The following is a 14,329-nucleotide window of genomic DNA, read 5'->3' as shown; positions in this document are numbered from 1 at the left end:
CAACAAACAGAACTTTTAGGGTAAAAAAAAAGACACACTTGCCATGGTGGGGGTCACTTTAGCAAATGTGCCGGACGGAGAGAGAGGGATTCGAACCCTCGGTACGCGTTAACGCACACACGCTTTCCAAGCGTGCTCCTTAAACCACTCGGACATCTCTCCAACACAACGGAAGCTACGCCCTAAAAGTCCTAATCGCCGTTACTTGTAAAACTATTAAGGCCATAGAGAGAATATTCTTAGTTTTTTAAGATTTTATCTCCAGCTTTTTTCTTATAAAATCGTTTTTTTTTCAAAAAACTCTTTCTTCTTCTTCTGAGAAATGGCTACCTTAGAGAGTAAAGAGTTTATCAATAAGGAATTTAAAAAGCTTTGCCTCTAAAAAATAAAATTATCAAAAAGACAATCCATTGAACAAAATTACTCAACAATAGAATAATGGCTCGTTGTCAATGTTTTTAAGATAGTATGCGTTTATTCTTTTTACTCCTCTTTTCTTTAGGAATCACCTATTCTTATGGAGATGAGATTCTTTCTCGAAAACAAGTATTGGTTAGTATTGTCCCTTATAAATTTCTTGTGGAGCAAATATCTGGGGATACTTGCCAAGTATCTTCCATTGTTATGGACAATCACGACCCTCACAACTACGAACTCTCTCCTAAGTATATAGAAAAAATACGCCAAGCTGAACTGTGGTTCCGGATTGGAGAAGGATTTGAAAGAACCTGTGAACGGATTATCCCTTGTAAACAGATAGATCTTTCAGCAAATATCGATAAAATTACTAACGGCGCCTGCTGTCAACGTTTTCTCAATTTTGACACCCATATCTGGTTAAGTCCGAAAAACTTAAAAATTCAAGCTAAAATGATTACCGAAGCTTTGATCGAGGCTTATCCAGAACATCAAGCTCTCTACCGTAACAATTATTCCTTATTGCAAACGCGTCTCGATCTCTTAGATCAAAATATTGCTTCTATTGTCTCATCGGCCTCCCAACGTAACATTTTAGTTTCTCACGGAGCATTCGCGTATTTCTGTAGAGACTATGGCTTTGTGCAGCATACTATCGAACGCCCTAATCACTCAGAATTGTCTCCTAAAGATCTTATTCGTGTAGAGCAAACAATTCGCAATTACAATTTACATTCCGTTATTCTGCTAAAACACGCAGGGAAACGCAGTAGCGCCGCTTTAGTACGAAAATTTAATATGACACCCGTTCTGTTAGATCCCTATGCAGAAGACGTTTTCAACAATTTAATAGCTATCGCAACGGCTTTCGTAAACCTATGACAAGGCAACTACTACTAGAGAATGTGTCTTTCCGTTATGGAAAAACTGGCCCCCTAATTGTTGATCACGTTTCTTGCGAGATTAACTCCGGAGATTTTATTGGAGTCATCGGACCTAATGGAGGTGGTAAAACAACTCTCACCCAACTCATGCTTGGATTATTACAACCCATATGTGGGAAGATTTCTAGGTGCTCCTTACATGGAACCCGCCCTTTATCTATAGGATGGGTCCCTCAACACTTTACCTACGATGCAGCTTTCCCTATTACTGTTAAAGAAGCTGTTCTTTCGGGAAGATTATCAACCCTGCCATGGTATGGGCGTTATACAAAAGAAGATCATAAAGCTTCCGAAGAAGCTCTTCTCACTGTAGATCTGATCGATTACAAAGATGCCTGCTTTTCTCATTTGTCTGGAGGGCAAATTCAGCGCGTTCTTCTAGCTAGAGCTTTAGCCGCTCGCCCGGAATTTCTTCTACTAGACGAACCTACAGCTAATATTGACCCTACTAATCAACAAAAAATTTTACAGATCCTTTCTGCTTTGAATAAACACTGCACTATCCTCATGATCACTCATGATCTGCACCACACCGAAGGTTGTTTCAATAAAGTATTTTTTATGAATAAAAAATTAACAACTTTAGCAGATACTACAACCATTTCAAAAAAATTCTGCTGCAACACATTTGGTAAATGCTCGTGATCTCTATTCTTTGCTCTTTATTCCCCTCTTTCTTATTTCCCTCTCTGCTCGCTGCTTTCGGGGCCTCTATCGCAGGGGGAATTGTAGGCTCCTATATCGTAGTAAAACGCATTGTATCTATTAGCGGGAGCATTGCACACTCCATCCTTGGAGGAGTTGGTATTGCTTTATGGCTTCAATATCAGTTCGATCTCCCGATTTCTCCTCTACATGGGGCTATCGCTAGTGCCGTTTTCGTGGCTATTTGTATCGGGAATGTCCATTTGAAATATCATGAGCGAGAGGACTCTATCATTTCCATGATTTGGTCGATCGGCATGGCCGTAGGGATCTTATTTATATCTAAGCTTCCTTCTTTTAATTCAGAACTTTCAGATTTTCTGTTTGGCAATATCTTATGGGTGACCCCAAAAGATCTCTACTGTCTTGGACTCTTAGACCTTCTAATTATTGTGATTGTATCAATCTGTCACACACGGTTTCTAGCCTTGTGCTTTGATGAAAAGTACCTCGCATTAAATCACTACTCTGTTAAGGCTTGGTATTTGTTGTTGCTTATTCTAACAGCAATCACAACCGTTGTTCTCATGTATGTAATGGGAGTCATTTTAATGTTGAGCATGCTTGTCCTTCCAGTATCAATAGCCTGCCGATTCTCTTACAAAATGAGCTACATTATTTGCATTGCATCTATTTTAAACATTTTTTGCTCGTTCCTAGGCATTATCCTTGCCTATCTGCTCGACTTACCAGTTGGCCCTATAATTGCTATCTTAATGGGAGGAGCCTACTCGCTTAGTTTACTTCTAAAAAGATCTTGCAATGTATCTACACCTTCTGCGGTAAGACCTGAAAGCAAAATAAACTCCTGATCTGGGAACTCTCGCATCAGAAGAGTTAGGCGTTTTTCACGCTCATCGGGCAATAACTGATCGATCTTATTCAAAGCGATCACCATGTTTTTATTTTTGAGTTCCTCCTTATAAGCAAAAAGTTCTCCCATCAAGATCTTCAAATCTTTTTCAGGAGCACTCCTTTCTATCCCAGAAACATCAACCACAAATAACAGCAACCGCGTACGTTCTATATGACGCAGGAAATCCAGTCCTAACCCTCGATTTTGCGAAGCTCCTTCAATAATACCCGGGATATCCGCTATGATCCAAGGCTTATGATAGCCCTCTTGGTAAACTAATCCTAAGGAAGGATGCAAGGTAGTAAATGGATATGCTCCTACCTTAACTTCTGTACGTGCTAAGGTATTAAATAAAGTAGATTTTCCCGCATTAGGGAACCCAACAAGACCAATATCCGCTATAAGCTTAAGTTCGAGTTCGACTAAACGAACCTCTCCAGGTTTTCCTGGAGTAGCTTTCGTTGGAGCTCGGTTGGTAGAAGTTTTAAAAAATACATTTCCCTTACCCCCTTTCCCTCCTTGACAGACAACAATTTGTTCTCCATCTTTAGTAAAATCGTGTATTAACTCCCCTGTATTGGCATCTCGCAAAAGAGTACCTTGGGGAACTTTCAACACTAAATCTTTACCATTTCTTCCCGTACGATTATTACTGGCTCCAGCTTGCCCATCATCAGCCTTAAGAAAACGGAGATTGCGATACTCTTCAAATGAATACATATTTGTAGCGGCTTGGATGAGGATAGATCCTCCATGCCCCCCATTTCCTCCATAAGGACCACCTTTTGGAAGATACTTCTCTTTTCTCCAAGCTACCACGCCGTTACCACCTTTCCCCGCGCGTAACTCTAAAGTAATCTGATCAACAAACATGATTGCCTCGGCACAAACAAAAAAAAGCTCCATTCTTACCTTAGGCAAAAACAGAGCTTGAACAAATAACTACGGATGAAGATGGAATTAATCTAAGCCTGAGGTATTACAGAAACGTAGGTACGGTCTGTTTTTTTCATTACAACGACACCATCTACTAAAGCAAACAGCGTATCATCCTTTCCTCTACCAACGTTTAGAGAGGGATGCCACTTAGTTCCTCGTTGTCTGACCAAAATGCTCCCAGTAGAAACTCTTTGTCCAGCGCCAACCTTCAATCCCAGACGCTTTGATTCGGAATCACGACCATTACGGCTTGATCCCTGACCTTTCTTATGTGCCATGACTCAAAAAACCCCTTATGTTCCTTACAACTTACATAACCAAATCACAAATCTTTACTCGAAGGTAGTTCTGACGATGGCCTGTTTTTTTGTGATAATTCTTACGTTTCTTATACTTGTAAGCTATGACTTTTTCTCCACGAACAAAAGAAACTAACTCCCCTTTCACTACCGCGTGACTAACCGTTGGTGCTCCAACAGAAGCTTTTGTCCCATCAAAAATGAATAAAACATCATGGAAGCAAACTTCTTTGTTTTCCTCAGAGATACCACTCAACAACTCGACGTCTATCACATCGCCTTTGCGAACCTGGTATTGCTTATTTCCTGTCTGAATTACGGCGTAAGGCTCCATCAATTCTTTCCTTATAACTTTACTTGTTGAACTCTCTATCCTAAAAAAAATCTTCCGAACTCGGCCTGAGAGTCATTGTTAGTGCATAAAAGACACGCTATCCCAAAGCGAACAACAAATATAACTTCGTCCACCATATTCGAAAAGGCTTATCGCCTTTTCCTATTCTAAAGCCCTAGTAAAACAGAGCGCAAGCGGACCGTAATAATATCGAAATTCTTTTAGCAAATACGAATTCGCTATAAAAACGCCCAAGAAGCTCTTCGCATATCCCAAACGCTACTACCGGACAAATCCGCACATCCTTGGAATGGCCAGAGCCGGGATCGAACCGACGACACAAGGATCTTCAGTCCTCTGCTCTACCAGCTGAGCTATCTAGCCATACACGGGGACATTGTAGAAAAATACCTGCTTTAAATCAATGCTATTTCTTAACATACGCTGCTTCTTTTTTGAATTTTTCCCCTAACGGAAGCCTCATTATGCAGAAAATCTTGTTCGCTATTGTTTCCAAAAACGAATTACAAGTTATAAAGAATTTAGCTATAGTTTCTCCTAAAACTCGAAGTAGAGAAGAGATTCTCAAGCCAAAGGAGCTCTGATTATGAAAAAGCATTTTATTACTGGCCTAATTATTCTTCTCCCTCTTGCCATCACCATTGCAGTTGTCGGGATGATTATGAATTTCCTTACACAGCCCTTCGTTGGTATGGCTTCTGACTTATTTGAAAAATTTAGTTTCTATGCCAAATACCGCGCGTTTCTCAGATTTGGTTTACAAATTGTGCTCCTGTTTGGACTGTTTTTTACAACAGTTCTCCTTGGGTTTCTAGCTCGCTTGATGATTTTCAAATCTTTGTTGTCTGTTTATGACAAAATTCTCCACAAAATTCCCATTATTAAAACGGTGTATAAAGCAGCACAGCAGGTAATGACAACGATCTTTGGCTCTCAGTCAGGATCTTTTAAACAAGTTGTGATGGTTCCTTTCCCTAACAAGGAAGTTTTATGCATTGGGCTTGTGGCTGGAGATGCTCCAACAACTTGTTCTCAAAACGCTAACGATCCTATGATTACTGTGTTCATTCCAACTACACCAAACCCTACTTCAGGATTTCTAACCCTGTTTAAAAAATCTGACATTACTTTTTTGGATATGAAAATTGAGGACGCCTTCAAGTATGTAATCTCTTGCGGAGTGTTGAATTCGGATCCTTGTGCTACCTCTCCATTCATAAATCCTAAATCTTAGATCTCTTTTCCTAATAGGGAAGGCATAGAATCTAAACTTACCTCAGAGCTTGTTGAAAAAAAAACAGAGCTTCACTATCCTATTTCCTTCGTAAGGCAGCAGCAAAGTTGCTGTTTCTTTTTAAATTCTTCCCACCCGGGAAACAGAGAGATCTTGTTGGGTTATTTTATGACACGAATGAGTAAGCAGGCTCGCCGTAGAGCTAAAAATCCGAAGAAGCGCAAACCCGTTTATGCTATTGTGCATCCAAAAGATGCTCCGAAAATTGCGTTTAAGGCCCACACCAACACAGTAAAAAGTGTTAGCGTTTTCGTTCCTCAAATTGGTTAATTATAGAGAGATAACATGTCTAGACATCGCAGTTACGGAAAGTCCGTCAAGGGAGAGACCAAGAGAAACGTTCTTAAGCGTTTCGAACGCATCGAAGTTTTACGCAAGTTAGGGCGTTGGGACGATGCTACCGCAAAAAAAGTCACGGGCCTCATTAAAACTCCTGTAATTAAGTAGTTGTTTTTTGCTTTGAGCCCATCTTCTCCTCAAATTTTTATTTCTAATGAACAACAAGACGTTAGTATAGATTTACAATCTGTCGAGCGTCTTGTTGCTTTGTTTTTTCAGCTTAAACAAATTTCTACGGATCAGGTGTACATTTACTTCCTAAGTGATGATGCTCTTGCTCAACTCCATAATGAGCAATTTTCTGATCCCTCTCTTACAGACACAATCACTCTTCCGATAGACAAACCAGGAACCCAAACCTTCCCTCATATTTTGGGAGAGGCTTTTGTTAGCCCTAAAGCTGCTCTACGATTCCTAGGGAAGTGTACAGAAGAGCAGTTGTATCACGAGCTTTCTCGCTATGTGATCCATTCTCTGCTACATATGCTAGGGTATGATGATCAGACTGATGAAGATAAGCAGATTATGCAAGAACAAGAGGAAGCGGCTTTGACTTTCTTATCACAAAACCAAGCCTTACTACAACCTTCTGTATAAAAAGTGATCAGAACTCTCCAAAAATTTCTATATTGATAAAAAATTTTATCGTAACATGCGAGAAGACTGTGAGTCCCACTCAATACAGACCCTAAAATAATTTCTTTTTAATGGAGAAGATCTCTTTCGCTCCTCATGCTATACATTCTGCTAGCAATTATCGTTCTTTTCCTTTTTTTCGGCTCAGCAATCAGTCGCAGAGCTTCTGCATTAGATGGAAGCGATAGTCCCCCTCTCCCCTCTACTTTCTCATCTAAAATTCTTCCATTGCTTTGTCTGACCTATGGAATGTTGGGGGCTCCTATCTACCGATACTTCGAAAGTATCTTCTCCATTTCCTTTTCTGTTTTTTGGTTTATATTCCTATCTTTTGCTCTAGTATTTTATAAAATTTTACCCCTTTTGATTCATTATTCCGAAAGCTGCATAGAATCTAGAGTAAAAGCCTTTACTACTAAAATTTTAGGAAAAACTGGAACTGGACATACTATACCCTCTTCAACGACTGCTCAACAACTTCCTCCTTCAGTACCTTCGAATGAGTTATCTACAAATATTTCCTGCCTGAATAATATGATCGCGCGAGAAATTATGACTCCGAAAGCAGACATCTTCGCCCTGCAAGAGGAAACTCCTATTTCTCAAGCTTTTACTTTGATTATAGAGGAAGGATACAGCCGTGTTCCCCTGTTTACTAAAAGCATTGATGATATCACTGGCATGGTACTTGTAAAAGACTTGCTTCCTGTTTACTACCAAAATCCTCACTCTTCTCAACCATTATCCTCTATTGCCTATCCACCTTTGTATACTCCAGAGATTCGTCGAGTCTCTCTGCTTTTACAAGAATTTCGCCAAAAACGCCGTCACCTAGCTATTGTTGTTAACGAATATGGGTTCACGGAAGGGCTCGTCTCAATGGAAGATATTATCGAAGAAATTTTTGGAGAAATCGCAGATGAATACGATGACCAAGAAGATGTGCACTACAAGAAAGTAGGCAATGCTTGGATTGTAGATGGTCGTATGAATATTTCAGATGCTGAAGAGTGTTTAGGACTTCGTATAGCACATGAAAATAGTTACGATACTCTTGGAGGGTATGTTTTCCATAAATTAGGCGCTGTCCCTGAAAAAGGAATGAAAATTTACGACGAAGATTTTTCTATAGATATTCTGTCTTGCTCCGACCGAAATGTAGAAAAAATGAAAATCATTCCAAGAAAGAGAAAACATTTATTATAAAAAACAACCTGTTCTAAATGAAATGCTAATAAAATCCTTTTTCTCTATCTGTTGTCCTAAAATATATTGCCGTAGTAGAAGAAGAAATTACGAAGAGGCACTTTTGGTTATACAATTAATAGAATTTGCTCTTTTTGTAAAACTTTCGAAATGCAGTACTGTCCTTTCTTAACCGCTTAATCTTAGGAGCCTTACGCCCAATGAATAACTTTCATAAAGAGGAACAAGGTCAAACAGGCATACTTCATTTACAAGGAAAACTCGATGGCGTCTCCTCTCCTGCTGTACAAGAAAGTATTTCTGAGTCTCTCTCCAACGGTATGAAAAATATTATTTTGGACTGCGGAGCTTTGGACTACATATCTAGTGCAGGTATTCGCGTTCTTCTACAGAGCTATCATCAAGTAGGGAAAAATGCAGGGAAAATCGCTCTAACCTCTATTTCTAAAACCGTTGAGCAAACCCTCTATGTTACCGGTTTTTTATCCTATTTCAAAGTATTTGATTCCGTAAATGAAGCTTTGCAAGCTTTAGCCAAAGAAAATGCTTAACTCTTTCTTCAACTGATATGTAGTATCAAAGTTGTGTGGTCCTGAAAAAATTTTTGGTGTAACATAACCTTGTCTTCGAAGATCCTCCGGAAAGTCTACGAAAGCAAGTTTTATACCAAGAGGTCTTCCCATTTACTCGAATTTATGTATTAGTTGCTATGCGCAGATCTGTTTGTTACGTTACTCCTTCAGTTGCCAGAGCTGGTCAAATTTCTACTTGGCGATTTGAATATTCTTCCGCTTCCTTCCTTCCTGAAGGAACATTATTAAAGTTTGACTTAGGGATAGAAGGCCGCCCTATAGATTGGGAAATTCCTTCTACGGATCTTTCCCAACCGTGTAATACCATCTATTTAGAAACACCTGCAGAGGATATTGTATCAGCAGAAGCTGTTTATGCCCCCGGAACTTATATTCCAACTTTTCACTTCGTTCTTCCTTGCGATATAGAAGCTGGTGATACTTTTTCTATTATTCTTGGAGCCTCTCCTAACTTCCCTCAAGAGGATGCTTCAGGTAATGGGGCTCAGTTATTTACTCAACGCCGAAAACCTTTTTCTCTTTATGTTGATCCCTCTGGTAAGGGAGTCTTTGAGGATCCGGATATCTTCACCATGGACATTCGAGGGAATGTTCTGAAAAATATCCGCATCTTTGCTCCTTCTTACGTTATCAAAAATAAACGCTTTGATATTACGGTGCGCTTCGAAGATGAATTCGGGAATTTAACCAACTTCTCTCCACAAGAAACACATGTTGAACTCTCTTATGAACATCTTAGGGAAAATTTAAACTGGCAGTTATTTATTCCTGAAACAGGGTTCGTTATTCTTCCTAACCTTTATTTCAACGAACCCGGGGTGTATCGTATTCAGTTACGTAATCAAGCAACCAAAGAAGTATTTACTTCTGCACCTATTAAATGCTTTGCTGAAAATTCTTCTCATCTTCTTTGGGGGCTTTTGCACGGGGAATCCGAACGAGTGGACTCGGAAAATGATATCGAATCTTGCTTACGTTATTTCCGCGATGACTGCGCTTTGAATTTCTTTGCTACATCCTCGTTTGAAGTGCAAGATGGACTTACTCCTGAAACTATCAAAATTATTAACCAAACGGTTGCTGACTTCAATGAAGAGGATCGTTTTATTGCTTTATCCGGAGCGCAATATCTTTCTGATGAATCAGGAGAAGGGATCCGGGAAGTTTTGCTCGCAAAAGAGACAAAATCTCCAGGGAAACATAAAGAATGTAAACTTTTCCCCTTGTCTAAACTGTATAAACAGTCTACAAATCATGAATTGATCTCAATTCCAATCTTCACTGCATCTAAAAAATTTGGCTATAATTTTAAAAATTTTCACCCTGAATTTGAGCGTGTTGTTGAGATCTATAACTCTTGGGGTTGTTCTGAAAGAACAGAAAGTGAAGGAAATCCTTTCCCTATAAAGGGCTCTGTTGACTCTGAAAATCCGGAAGGAACCATTCTGTCTGCTTTGAAAAAAAACCTTCGTTTTGGGTTTGTAGCTGGAGGACTCGATGATAGAAACTTGTATGCAAACTTCTTCGATTCTGACCAACAACAATACGCTCCCGGGCTAACGGCTGTTATTTGTAGTAAATATTCCCGAGAATCTTTACTTGAAGCCTTGTATCAAAGACAATGTTATGCCACTACAGGGCAGAGAATTATTGTTAATTTCCAAATCACCTCAGCACCTATGGGGTCAGAACTTTCTACAGCCATTAAGCCCGGGCTCGTGGTTAATAGGCACATTTCAGGATACGTAGCCGGAACAGCAAAGCTTACCACCATAGAGATCATCCGTAACGGAGACGTACTCCACACCTTCTCTCCTGATGGCAACAATTTTGAATACGAGTATGATGACTTAACGTCATTTGCTCAAATTGCTCTTCCAGATCCTCAAAATGGAGCTCCTTTTGCCTTTTACTACCTAAGAGTAACACAAGAAAATGGTGCTATGGCCTGGAGCTCCCCTATTTGGATAGATCTTAACTAGAATTGAAACCTTATGATTTCTTTATTTCTACTCATTTGTTGTGCCACAGCCTTGTTAGGTATAGGAGCGATGGTTATTCTGGCAGGGTCTTTTTTGTTAGGAAGACCCTTATCTAAAGGGTGTGGCCGTAATGACTGCTGTCAGAAAAAGAAATCTTGTCCACATGGAAATCAAACTTCGCAAACTGAAAACGATCATGACGACCCTTCCAGCTCGAATTCTCCCTAAAAGCTCATGGATTAAATCTTTATTTGATGATTATTTATCTGGTGCACGTCTTTCAGAAGAACAAGCTTTGCAATTACTTCTTGTTGGTCCTGAGGATCAACAGGCGTTGTGGAGTTTCGCTGACTTAGTACGTGCAAATCGTGTCGGCGATACTGTTTTCTATTCTTCAACTCTCTATCTATATCCAACTAATTTCTGCCAATTTAACTGTACTTTCTGTTCCTTTTATGCTAAGCCAGGGAATCCTTCAGGATGGTTCTTTTCTCCAGATGAATTACTTCTTTCCATAAAAGAAACTTCCTCCCCCATCACAGAAACCCATATTGTCGCAGGGTGCTATCCATCATGCAATTTGGCTTATTACGAAGAGCTATTTACAAAAATCAAACAGAATTTCCCCGATCTACATATCAAAGCTCTTTCTGCTATTGAGTACGACTATTTATCCAAATTAGAAAATCTTCCTATCAAAGAAATTATGCATCGCCTTCGTATTGCAGGGCTCGATTCTATCCCTGGAGGAGGTGCAGAAATTTTAGTTGACGAGGTCCGAGAAACACTTTCTCCAGGAAGACTATCTTCTCAAGGGTTTCTAGATATCCATCGAACTGCGCACTCCTTAGGAATTCCTAGTAACACCACGATGCTCTGTTATCACAGGGAAACACCAGCAGATATCGTTACACACATGAGTAAACTACGCTCTCTCCAAGATGAGACTTCTGGGTTTAAAAACTTTATCCTTCTAAAGTTTGCTACAGAAAATAATGCTTTAGGAAAACGTTTGCATAAAATAACTGCGAGGCATTCCATTCCTCCTGCGACTATTATTGCAGTTGCTCGACTCTTTCTAAATAATTTTTCTAATATTAAAGCTTTATGGAATTATTTAGGTCTTGACGTCGCTCTGCACCTACTATCTTGTGGAGCTAATGATTTTTCTTCTACACACCTAGGAGAAAAAGTATTTCAAATGGCCTCTTCTCAAAAACCTATTCGCATGGATATCGAGGGAATGGCAAATCTAATAACACAACAAGGGCGTATTCCATGTCTCGTGCATTCAAACATTGTTTAACAGTTGGCTGTGTGCGCTATGTCAATGCTTTGCCTTTCTCTATAGGGCTATCCCGAGCTCCTTGGATTTCCTTACATACAGATACACCAGCAAATCTAGTCCCTAAGCTGCTTTCGGGAGATGTGGATTATGCTCTGACTTCAGTAATCGCAAAATTTTCCTCTCCTCTATACCAAGTCTCTTCTTTTGGGATTGCTGCTTACAAAAAGATTTTAAGTGTAAATTTACATGCCAGACCACAATTTTTTTCCAAAGAATCTCCTCGTATAGCTGCTACAAAAGAAAGTCTTTCTTCTATTATGCTTGTACGCATCCTTTGTGAAAATCTTTGGAAAATTCCATTCCCCTCTATCACTTCGTTTTCTTCTGAAGAGGTTCTTTCTCAAGCAGAACATTACGATGCTCTATTATTGATAGGAGATACCGCTTTACGACATCCTGTCATCCCTGGATTTCAAACTTATGACCTAGCAGCTTCTTGGTATGATCTCACAGCAAAGCCGTTTGTATTTGCTGGAGTTCTTAGCTTATCTTCAGAATCTCTTGCTAGTCTACAAGAAGGATTCTCGTCCGCGCTTCATTATTTTCTGGATCATAAAACAGAGGTTTACCAAAAAGCTGCTGCATTGCTAGGACTTCCTGTATCGCTAATGCAACAGTATTACACATTATGTCGCTATGAGCTTTCCGAGGAAGATTTTGCAGGATTACAACAGTTTAAGAGCTATTATGATCGACTTCCCCAACAAACCGAACATCCAAGATATGTTTGATTCTTTGGCGCCGACCTATGACAGAATTAATACAATTTTATCATTAGGCTTACACATAACTTGGAATCGTTGTTTAGTTTCCCTTTTGGGTAGAACAGATCATCTGTTAGATCTATGTGCAGGGACAGGACAGGTAGCCCTCTCTTATATTAAAAAAAATCCTAGAGCTTCGGCAACGCTTGTTGATTTTTCAGTAAAAATGTTAGAAAAGGTTCAAGAGCGATATCCTTTAGCTCCTTTCTCTTATGTCACCGGGGACATAACAATCTTGCCTTTCTCCGATAATACTTTTAATTTGGCTTCGATGGCATACGGATTACGGAATTTATCCTTTCCTTTACAAGCATTGAAAGAGGCTTATCGTGTATTACAACCTGGAGGACATCTAGGCATCTTAGAGCTTACTCGGCCAGAAAAGCGCAATCCAGTTTATCTGCTACATAAGCTTTATCTGAATCTAATCGTTCCCAGTGTCGGACGCTTTTTCTCTGGGAACAGCTACGCCTACTCATACCTAAAAAAGAGTATCAGTAATCTTCCCTGCGATACCTCCCTTGAAGAACTATTCCAGGAAGCTCACCTCAAGACTACTCGAAAACGGAAACTTTTCTTTGGTACAGCAACGATCTGGATTTTAGAAAAATCAGTCTCTTGAAACCCTTACTTCTAGAAACTATTTACGAGCGAGCCTTTTTCCTACCGCGCTTGGCTGGCTTCTTAGGCTTAAAGTCCTCGTCTTCCTCTTCTCCATACTCTCCATCAAAGAGATCTTCAGAATCGCCATCACTATCATAACCAAGCTTAGCAGACAATTCTCGCAAAGAGTCAAAGCGCTCCGAAAACTTAGCTAAATTTAAATGATCTTCTAATCGTCCTCCCCCTCTTAAATGCGCAAGGAACTCTTCTTCTGTATCGAATTTTTCAGAAAAAGTAAGTGACGAAGCAGACGTAATCTCAGGCAGAAATAGAAAACGTCGTGCTGCAGGAGGAACTTTCGTATAAATATCACTGGATACAGTCGTCTCTGCTTCAACTTTTGCAGACTGCTTAGGAGGCCGTCCCCTTTTCGGCCGAGGATTTAAAGCCTCATTTGAATAGTAAACCTTAGACTTGTTCAAAAGAAGCTGCCTGGCCTGTGTCAACTCCTTCGATACTTTCGTATCAAACAAATGTATCTTCAATTGCTCTAAAATATGTTTTGAAAAATCAAGATCTTCTTCAAAGACAAATTGAAACTTATTATTTCTTAACCACTCGATGATACGAATACGAGAACGCTCAACATAAAACTGTTGCCACTTCTCCTGCTCTGTCTCATGGTCATAAAGAAACTCTAAAAACTGCTCGCGAGCATCTTTAGATTGTACAATCTCCAAAAACTTTTCTTTAGTATCGATATCGTAAATTTTTTCGTTAACAAATGTCTCCATGATCTTCTTGATCTCATAGAAGGTTAACTTTGGAATCAAACAATACCGATCAGCATTCTCTTCTAGTTCTTGGTAAATTTTATCAAGATCCTCCTGATCTTTATCGAGGTCTATATACATAATGAACCCCTCCACTCGATCTAGATAAAAATCTCTCTCGTCATCAGACTTCGAGAAAGCATCCATTAGTCGTAGAACGCGCAATAAAAGAGGATTTTGAGGTACAGGATATGTTGTCATAGGCTCCAGTATAGG

General features: G+C 39.6%; 18 protein-coding genes and 2 tRNA genes. 14 read left to right on the top strand and 6 right to left on the bottom strand.

Features of this window, described 5'->3' with window-relative positions; translation table 11 throughout:
• Nucleotides 1-75 precede the first annotated feature (75 nt).
• Nucleotides 76-162, bottom strand: a tRNA-Ser gene (locus IJ490_RS02650).
• A gap of 306 nt (nt 163-468) precedes the next feature.
• On the opposite strand from IJ490_RS02650, the gene IJ490_RS02645 reads away from it, so the two are divergent.
• From IJ490_RS02645 to IJ490_RS02635, 3 genes are read left to right on the top strand one after another with little or no spacing between them, the layout of a single operon-like run.
• A complete protein-coding gene (locus IJ490_RS02645) occupies nt 469-1,299 on the top strand; it encodes a zinc ABC transporter substrate-binding protein (RefSeq protein WP_291893584.1) in 831 nt (276 codons plus the stop codon).
• Nucleotides 1,296-2,006 carry a metal ABC transporter ATP-binding protein gene (locus IJ490_RS02640; RefSeq protein ID WP_291893581.1) on the top strand — a complete coding sequence of 237 codons (711 nt, stop codon included), beginning with the start codon at nt 1,296-1,298 and terminating at the stop codon, nt 2,004-2,006. The genes IJ490_RS02645 and IJ490_RS02640 overlap by 4 nt, the downstream gene beginning before the upstream one ends.
• Complete coding sequence (locus IJ490_RS02635) at nt 1,997-2,878, top strand: metal ABC transporter permease (protein ID WP_291893578.1); 882 nt, start codon at nt 1,997-1,999, stop codon at nt 2,876-2,878. The genes IJ490_RS02640 and IJ490_RS02635 overlap by 10 nt, the downstream gene beginning before the upstream one ends.
• Here IJ490_RS02635 and obgE read toward each other — a convergent pair.
• The 4 genes from obgE to IJ490_RS02615 all read right to left on the bottom strand — a co-directional run bounded on the left by obgE (nt 2,794) and on the right by IJ490_RS02615 (nt 4,878).
• The gene (gene obgE, locus IJ490_RS02630) at nt 2,794-3,795 is read right to left on the bottom strand and encodes a GTPase ObgE (RefSeq protein WP_291893660.1); all 1,002 of its coding nucleotides are present in this window, start codon (nt 3,793-3,795) and stop codon (nt 2,794-2,796) included. The genes IJ490_RS02635 and obgE overlap by 85 nt on opposite strands.
• Before the next feature lie 92 nt (nt 3,796-3,887).
• Nucleotides 3,888-4,139 carry a 50S ribosomal protein L27 gene (gene rpmA / locus IJ490_RS02625; protein WP_291893575.1) on the bottom strand — a complete coding sequence of 84 codons (252 nt, stop codon included), beginning with the start codon at nt 4,137-4,139 and terminating at the stop codon, nt 3,888-3,890.
• A 31-nt stretch (nt 4,140-4,170) separates the two neighbouring features.
• Nucleotides 4,171-4,494: a 50S ribosomal protein L21 gene (gene rplU, locus IJ490_RS02620; protein WP_291893572.1), complete on the bottom strand. Its 324-nt coding sequence runs from the start codon at nt 4,492-4,494 to the stop codon at nt 4,171-4,173.
• A 311-nt stretch (nt 4,495-4,805) separates the two neighbouring features.
• Nucleotides 4,806-4,878, bottom strand: a tRNA-Phe gene (locus IJ490_RS02615).
• Nucleotides 4,879-5,101: 223 nt separating this feature from the next.
• Between IJ490_RS02615 and IJ490_RS02610 the strand changes: the two genes are divergently transcribed.
• From IJ490_RS02610 to ubiE, 11 genes are all read left to right on the top strand, one after another.
• Complete coding sequence (locus IJ490_RS02610; RefSeq protein ID WP_291893569.1) at nt 5,102-5,749, top strand: DUF502 domain-containing protein; 648 nt, start codon at nt 5,102-5,104, stop codon at nt 5,747-5,749.
• Nucleotides 5,750-5,917: 168 nt separating this feature from the next.
• Complete coding sequence (locus IJ490_RS02605; protein ID WP_291893567.1) at nt 5,918-6,079, top strand: hypothetical protein; 162 nt, start codon at nt 5,918-5,920, stop codon at nt 6,077-6,079.
• 15 nt (nt 6,080-6,094) lie between these two features.
• The gene (locus IJ490_RS02600) at nt 6,095-6,256 is read left to right on the top strand and encodes a small basic protein (RefSeq protein ID WP_291893564.1); all 162 of its coding nucleotides are present in this window, start codon (nt 6,095-6,097) and stop codon (nt 6,254-6,256) included.
• A gap of 12 nt (nt 6,257-6,268) precedes the next feature.
• Nucleotides 6,269-6,745 (top strand): rRNA maturation RNase YbeY, encoded by a 477-nt coding sequence (gene ybeY / locus IJ490_RS02595; protein ID WP_291893561.1) that lies wholly within the window; start codon nt 6,269-6,271, stop codon nt 6,743-6,745.
• A gap of 135 nt (nt 6,746-6,880) precedes the next feature.
• Nucleotides 6,881-7,990: a hemolysin family protein gene (locus tag IJ490_RS02590; RefSeq protein WP_291893559.1), complete on the top strand. Its 1,110-nt coding sequence runs from the start codon at nt 6,881-6,883 to the stop codon at nt 7,988-7,990.
• A 200-nt stretch (nt 7,991-8,190) separates the two neighbouring features.
• The gene (locus IJ490_RS02585; RefSeq protein ID WP_291893557.1) at nt 8,191-8,541 is read left to right on the top strand and encodes an anti-sigma factor antagonist; all 351 of its coding nucleotides are present in this window, start codon (nt 8,191-8,193) and stop codon (nt 8,539-8,541) included.
• 158 nt (nt 8,542-8,699) lie between these two features.
• Nucleotides 8,700-10,565 carry a DUF3604 domain-containing protein gene (locus IJ490_RS02580; RefSeq protein ID WP_291893554.1) on the top strand — a complete coding sequence of 622 codons (1,866 nt, stop codon included), beginning with the start codon at nt 8,700-8,702 and terminating at the stop codon, nt 10,563-10,565.
• Between the two features lie 12 nt (nt 10,566-10,577).
• Entirely contained in the window at nt 10,578-10,793 is a 216-nt protein-coding gene (locus IJ490_RS02575) for a hypothetical protein (RefSeq protein ID WP_291893552.1), read from the top strand.
• Nucleotides 10,762-11,871: a CofH family radical SAM protein gene (locus tag IJ490_RS02570; protein ID WP_291893548.1), complete on the top strand. Its 1,110-nt coding sequence runs from the start codon at nt 10,762-10,764 to the stop codon at nt 11,869-11,871. Before IJ490_RS02575 ends, IJ490_RS02570 begins: the two co-directional genes overlap by 32 nt.
• Entirely contained in the window at nt 11,844-12,644 is an 801-nt protein-coding gene (locus IJ490_RS02565) for a menaquinone biosynthetic enzyme MqnA/MqnD family protein (RefSeq protein ID WP_291893544.1), read from the top strand. The genes IJ490_RS02570 and IJ490_RS02565 overlap by 28 nt, the downstream gene beginning before the upstream one ends.
• Nucleotides 12,601-13,299 carry a bifunctional demethylmenaquinone methyltransferase/2-methoxy-6-polyprenyl-1,4-benzoquinol methylase UbiE gene (ubiE, locus tag IJ490_RS02560; RefSeq protein WP_291893541.1) on the top strand — a complete coding sequence of 233 codons (699 nt, stop codon included), beginning with the start codon at nt 12,601-12,603 and terminating at the stop codon, nt 13,297-13,299. Before IJ490_RS02565 ends, ubiE begins: the two co-directional genes overlap by 44 nt.
• Before the next feature lie 22 nt (nt 13,300-13,321).
• On the opposite strand, the gene IJ490_RS02555 is transcribed toward ubiE, so the two are convergent.
• Nucleotides 13,322-14,314, bottom strand: coding sequence for a UPF0158 family protein (locus IJ490_RS02555; RefSeq protein ID WP_291893538.1), 993 nt, complete (start codon nt 14,312-14,314; stop codon nt 13,322-13,324).
• Between the last annotated feature and the right edge of the window lie 15 nt (nt 14,315-14,329).

Origin of the sequence: Chlamydia sp. (genome assembly GCF_017472245.1) — a bacterium.
Lineage (GTDB): Bacteria > Chlamydiota > Chlamydiia > Chlamydiales > Chlamydiaceae > Chlamydia.
The sequence above is the reverse complement of the archived record's forward strand: the minus strand, read 5'-3'. Positions and strand labels throughout refer to the sequence as shown.

Coding starts and splice junctions, on each gene's coding strand:
- IJ490_RS02645 (WP_291893584.1), top strand. CDS start 469: ATGCGTTTATTCTTTTTACTCCTCTTTTCTTTAGGAATCACCTATTCT.
- IJ490_RS02640 (WP_291893581.1), top strand. CDS start 1,296: ATGACAAGGCAACTACTACTAGAGAATGTGTCTTTCCGTTATGGAAAA.
- IJ490_RS02635 (WP_291893578.1), top strand. CDS start 1,997: ATGCTCGTGATCTCTATTCTTTGCTCTTTATTCCCCTCTTTCTTATTT.
- obgE (WP_291893660.1), bottom strand. CDS start 3,795: ATGTTTGTTGATCAGATTACTTTAGAGTTACGCGCGGGGAAAGGTGGT.
- rpmA (WP_291893575.1), bottom strand. CDS start 4,139: ATGGCACATAAGAAAGGTCAGGGATCAAGCCGTAATGGTCGTGATTCC.
- rplU (WP_291893572.1), bottom strand. CDS start 4,494: ATGGAGCCTTACGCCGTAATTCAGACAGGAAATAAGCAATACCAGGTT.
- IJ490_RS02610 (WP_291893569.1), top strand. CDS start 5,102: ATGAAAAAGCATTTTATTACTGGCCTAATTATTCTTCTCCCTCTTGCC.
- IJ490_RS02605 (WP_291893567.1), top strand. CDS start 5,918: ATGACACGAATGAGTAAGCAGGCTCGCCGTAGAGCTAAAAATCCGAAG.
- IJ490_RS02600 (WP_291893564.1), top strand. CDS start 6,095: ATGTCTAGACATCGCAGTTACGGAAAGTCCGTCAAGGGAGAGACCAAG.
- IJ490_RS02590 (WP_291893559.1), top strand. CDS start 6,881: ATGCTATACATTCTGCTAGCAATTATCGTTCTTTTCCTTTTTTTCGGC.
- IJ490_RS02585 (WP_291893557.1), top strand. CDS start 8,191: ATGAATAACTTTCATAAAGAGGAACAAGGTCAAACAGGCATACTTCAT.
- IJ490_RS02580 (WP_291893554.1), top strand. CDS start 8,700: ATGCGCAGATCTGTTTGTTACGTTACTCCTTCAGTTGCCAGAGCTGGT.
- IJ490_RS02575 (WP_291893552.1), top strand. CDS start 10,578: ATGATTTCTTTATTTCTACTCATTTGTTGTGCCACAGCCTTGTTAGGT.
- IJ490_RS02570 (WP_291893548.1), top strand. CDS start 10,762: ATGACGACCCTTCCAGCTCGAATTCTCCCTAAAAGCTCATGGATTAAA.
- IJ490_RS02565 (WP_291893544.1), top strand. CDS start 11,844: ATGTCTCGTGCATTCAAACATTGTTTAACAGTTGGCTGTGTGCGCTAT.
- ubiE (WP_291893541.1), top strand. CDS start 12,601: ATGATCGACTTCCCCAACAAACCGAACATCCAAGATATGTTTGATTCT.
- IJ490_RS02555 (WP_291893538.1), bottom strand. CDS start 14,314: ATGACAACATATCCTGTACCTCAAAATCCTCTTTTATTGCGCGTTCTA.